A 4,916-nucleotide genomic window follows, 5' to 3' on the forward strand; every position below is an offset into this window, starting at 1 on the left:
AAACTCGGCATACTCCGTTCCCTTGCCACCAAATTGCATGCCTGGAATATTGGATTCTTTGTATTTCCAAGCCGAATATTCATTCATTCGCTCGATTCCATCATTATCAATGGCAACAACAATCATCCGACTAATATCTGGATTTCGTTTGAGGGTCGGAATGACTTTCCAGGAATGACCTGAAAAAGCTTCCTTGCTATATAAAACATTTTGACCATCGTGAAAATAAACAACCGGATAGGCCCGTTGATTGTCCTTCTCATAATTTTTTGGCAAGAGCACGCGCACCCGTCTTTCCTTACCTGTATAAGGAACGACCAGCTTATGCTCTCTCATTTCTAAGTAAAAATAGGAATGGTTCATCTGTCAGAAAACTCTCTATATTCAAAAATTTTATCTTATTATATCACAAAAATTGAAAAAAAGTTAGTTTCCATCCCAATTCATAAGGAAAAACTAACTTTTTACTACTTTTTCACTAAATTCTTCTGTATTTACTTACAAAAGATCTTGGATCAAGTCATCCACATCATCCTTCTCGATCTGTGGAGTAATTTCACTAACCATGATTCCTGCAACTGCTCGCTCAACTAAGCCTTCCACGTCCATCCGACTTTCGTACTGCTCTGCATTTTTCAACTTAGGATTGGTTTTGGGACGGTCTGGCGCAAAAATAGTACAACAGTCTTCAAAGGGTTGAATGGAGATTTCAAAGGTATCAATCTTCTCAGCAATCTCAATGATTTCCAACTTGTCCATAGTCACAACTGGGCGAATAATAGGCGTATTGGTCACAGCATTGATAGCCTGCATACTCTCTAGAGTTTGGCTGGCTACTTGGCCCAGACTCTCTCCATTGATAATCACCAAGCCATTTCGAACTTCCCGGATGCGATCTGTAATCCGCATCATAAACCGTCGAGTCAAGGTCATGAGGTAGGCTTCAGGTGCCTTAGCTTTGATTTCCTCTTGAATCTCTGTGAAGGGAACCTCAATAAACTGGATATTACCTCCAAACTTGGTCAATTTCCGCGTTAGATCCTGCGCTTTTTTGAGGGCACCAGGACTGGTGTAGGGTGGGCTAGCAAAGTGGACTGCCTCAATATCCACCCCGCGTTTAAGAGCCAGGTAACCAGCTACAGGTGAGTCAATCCCACCCGACAACATCAGCATGCCCTTACCAGATGTTCCAACAGGAAGTCCCCCAGCTCCCTTGATGGTTTCATAAGAAAGATAAGCAGCCTCTTCACGAATTTCCACTTGAAGATTGATGTCTGGTTGCTTCATTTGGGCTTGGATGGTTGGAATAGCCTCAAATACTGCACCCCCCAGCGTTTGGTTAAGTTCACGGCTATCGAGCTCAAAGTTGTGATCGCTACGCTTACTAGAAATCTTAAAGGTCATGCCTTCCTTGTAGATATCTGTCATAATCTCTTGGACAGAAGACTTCAGAACTTCTACAGATTTTTCAACTTTATATACTGGAGAAAAATTCTGAATCCCGAAGACTTGTTTGAGGGATTCTGCCACCGCTGTGTAGTTGGCTCCATTCAGGTAAGCGTGGGCACGGTCGCGGTCAGCTGTCACCTTAACCTCAGGGTAGATGGACAAGACGTCCGAAATGTTATGACGAAGTTTATTGATAAAACGCATGCGGTTCTTGCCCTTGGTGGAAAGCTCTCCGTAACGAATCATAATTTCTGAATACTGCATGAAGACTCCTATCTTACTTTTTGAGTTTGGTTGTAAATGAGTTTAAAAGTGGTTAAAAATTGCTCGACCTGACTCATGTCATTGTCCAGATCAAGACTGAGGCGAACAGCTGACTGGGCTTTATCCTTGTCCACCCCCATGGCAATGAGGGTCCCGGCAGGCTTTCCAGCCTTAGAGGAGCAAGCGCTCGTAGTCGAGATGAAAATTTCATACTCCTCAAAGGCGTGAACCACTACTTCCCCTCGCACTCCCTTGATTCCAAAGGTCAGAATATGAGGAGCAAACTGATCCAATTCTGAAAAAACTAGAACATCTGGGTACTGGAGCAACTCTTGGCGGATCAATTCCTTCATCTGCCTAGTTCGTTGACCAAACTGGACTTCTTTTTCCATAGATAAACGGAGAGCCTTGGCTGTAGCAGCAATCCCTGCTACATTTTCCGTTGTGGAACGATAGTCACGCTCCTGACCGCCACCTGTCAAAAGAGGCGAAATTTTCTTGCCAGACTTGAGATAGATAAAACCAACCCCTCGAACCCCATGAAATTTATGACTAGAGAAGGTCGCAAAATCCACACGGTCAGTGAGATAGCTTTCAGTCGGAATTTTAGCTAGAGCTTGAACTGCATCCACATGAAAGGAAATAGTCGGCTTGTCTGCCAATAATTCTGAGATAGCTTGGATCGGTTGAATAGATCCAATTTCATTATTGACTGCCATGATTGAAACTAGGGTCGTATCCGGACGAATAAGATTGGCCAAAGCGGCCACATCCACAAAACCTCTACTATCAACAGGAGCAACATCCACCTCAAATCCTTGGCTTTTCAGCCAGAGGGCAGATTCTCGAACTGCTGGGTGCTCAATCGCAGAAATGATGAGATGCTTGCCATACTGGACTTTCTCAAAAGGCACCCCCTTGATGACCCAGTTATCCCCTTCAGTGCCACCTGAAGTAAAGAAGATTTCCTCATTTTTTTTACCAATTAAATCGGCAATCTGCTGACGCGATGCTTCCAATATCCGCGTTGCCTGGTCGCCCAAACGATGAAGACTGGAGGGATTTCCTACAATTTTGGAAGCAACCTGCATATAGGTCTCTAACGCTTCAGGGTAGGGCTTGGTCGTCGCCGAATTATCAAAGTAAATCATGTTTTCTCACGCTTTCTAAAATCATTTCTTCTATTGTATCACGAAAAGCGACCTGCGACAAGGAAGGGAATGAGGCCCCCTCATCAGATAACATAAAATCCTCTTGATACCATTACCAAGAGGATTCTGTTTCATTCTATCTAACCGTCATGATTTCTATTAAAAATCTAAAGAAAAATAATGTTGTCCGCCCCAGAGATTAGCCGCTCCCCAAGGCGAATTTACTCCTACACCTATCCGAACTGTACCATTTGCACGTTGACCATAGGGAATCGAACTTTTCCAAGTGGAACGATTGCTTATCGTATTAGGAAAACAAGCCCAGTCAGTGAAATACATATTTGACACACTGCCACTATAAGTATAAGAATAGCCAGAATCATGAAAAGTCACATTAAGAACATTCAAGCCTACCAAGCTATAACTATCTAAAGAACTAGACTTACTTACATAACCTGCATGTACTTGACTTTAGAATGTGAGCAATAGGATAGTAAACACTGCCACTACTATTTTCTTCATTATCTTATGTTTCATGATATCACCTCATCCATTCTTTCGGATAGTATCGACAACTGTTTGCCTACAAGTTGTGTATATAGGGAGTAAGCCACTTATGATCAGTACTGAAACTGATAATCCAATTAAGGTGAAAACGGAAGTTAGATAGAATTGAAAAACATCAGAAACTTCCAATTTAAGCACTTGAGTTGCTAGAATAGAAAGAATGACAAGGAAACAACTTGCGACAATCGAAATCGTTTTACCATAACCAATTAATTCTTTTAAGAAAAGCCAAACAATATTTTGAGTACTGTATCCCAAAGATTTTAAAATCCCTACTTCAAAGCGTCGAGGACGATTAAGCAAAAAGAAAACAAAGGACAATACAGAGGTGACAAGGATGAGTAAGACTAGGGATAGCAACATTAAAAATTGCCTGATATAGGTGAGTCCTTTATTAAATTCTTCGTAGTTTTCATACGAGGATAAAATAGTGATTTGTGAAGAGATAGCTCTTATCCTACTCAACTCTTCAGGAATAGCACTGCTATCCTTTAGTAACACATGAATCGCACTCGGCATCCATGATTTCAAAGGAAAGCCATCTAAAGCCATCTTCGTCATGGGATGCTGTTGAATTGCTTCTTTTTGTAATTCTTCCATTTCAGCAATATTCATAAATAAGGTGTTCCCATGAGGGGAATATTCAAACGGATAACTTTTTTTAACAATCCCTAAAACAGGATATGTTTTATCCACTTTGACAAATAAATCGCCATCTCCTTTCAATACATTCCCATCTTTCTCTATACTGGATTCATATAAAGAAATTGGAATGTAAAAAGTCAGTGTCACTGAAGATCCCGAAACTAGATTCGGTAGTTTTTCATCTGAAATGAACTGCTCAGATAGATAAATCCCTTTTTCATTGCTCCTATCAAAATACTCTATCTGCCTCTGTGTTGTATTTGTCTGATACAAGGGTTGAATTGAAAAATTTCTTGTCAAACTTCTGGTCTGACCATCAATCGTCACAGTTGGCTGAAAGTTCTTTTGAAGTTGTGAATAGTCTTTTGAGTTTTCAAGGGTCATTCCTAGAGAAGGAAACTCTATATAAGGTTTTACGGCTTGAATATTCTGACTTGTACTGATGGAGGTGATTTCCTCCTTATCAAAACTAAGAAAATCATCCAACACTTTTGTAGTTTGTAAATGAAGCGAATCATGAATCACCAAGAAGCCATTTTCAAGCGAGTTGTTCACCAGTTGGTGATACTTATCTGCAAATAAGGACTGAAAGTGAATAGAAGTTACTGCTATAGCAACTACAAATGCGATAAAAAACGCTAATAATCTAGGTAAAAAAGGTCTTCTATGTTTCAAAACGGATAGCTTCGTATGAGAAGACGACAAATAGGAGGTCCACTTCTTAGAATCCTTTATCCCTTCATCAGAATTCAAAATAAGACAATTTCCAACTAATTGATGGTCTTTAAAATGAAGCTGAACATCTCCTCTTGCAATCATCGCCTCATCATGAGAAACAAT

4 protein-coding genes are annotated in these 4,916 nt (G+C 40.6%); all 4 read right to left on the reverse strand.

Features of this window, described 5'->3' with window-relative positions; all coding sequences use genetic code 11:
* On the reverse strand, nt 1–363 hold a 363-nt coding region (locus tag SORDD16_RS05760; protein ID WP_164966494.1), incomplete at its 3' end, for an alpha/beta hydrolase-fold protein.
* Between the two features lie 135 nt (nt 364–498).
* Nucleotides 499–1,713, reverse strand: coding sequence for a tRNA uracil 4-sulfurtransferase ThiI (gene thiI / locus SORDD16_RS05765; protein WP_061452702.1), 1,215 nt, complete (start codon nt 1,711–1,713; stop codon nt 499–501).
* 8 nt (nt 1,714–1,721) lie between these two features.
* Nucleotides 1,722–2,864 (reverse strand): cysteine desulfurase family protein, encoded by a 1,143-nt coding sequence (locus tag SORDD16_RS05770; protein ID WP_061452703.1) that lies wholly within the window; start codon nt 2,862–2,864, stop codon nt 1,722–1,724.
* A gap of 546 nt (nt 2,865–3,410) precedes the next feature.
* A partial coding sequence (locus SORDD16_RS05775; RefSeq protein WP_061452704.1) for an ABC transporter permease occupies nt 3,411–4,916 on the reverse strand: 1,506 nt, incomplete at its 5' end.

The sequence above is a fragment of the Streptococcus oralis genome (assembly GCF_001578945.1).
GTDB lineage: Bacteria > Bacillota > Bacilli > Lactobacillales > Streptococcaceae > Streptococcus > Streptococcus oralis_Q.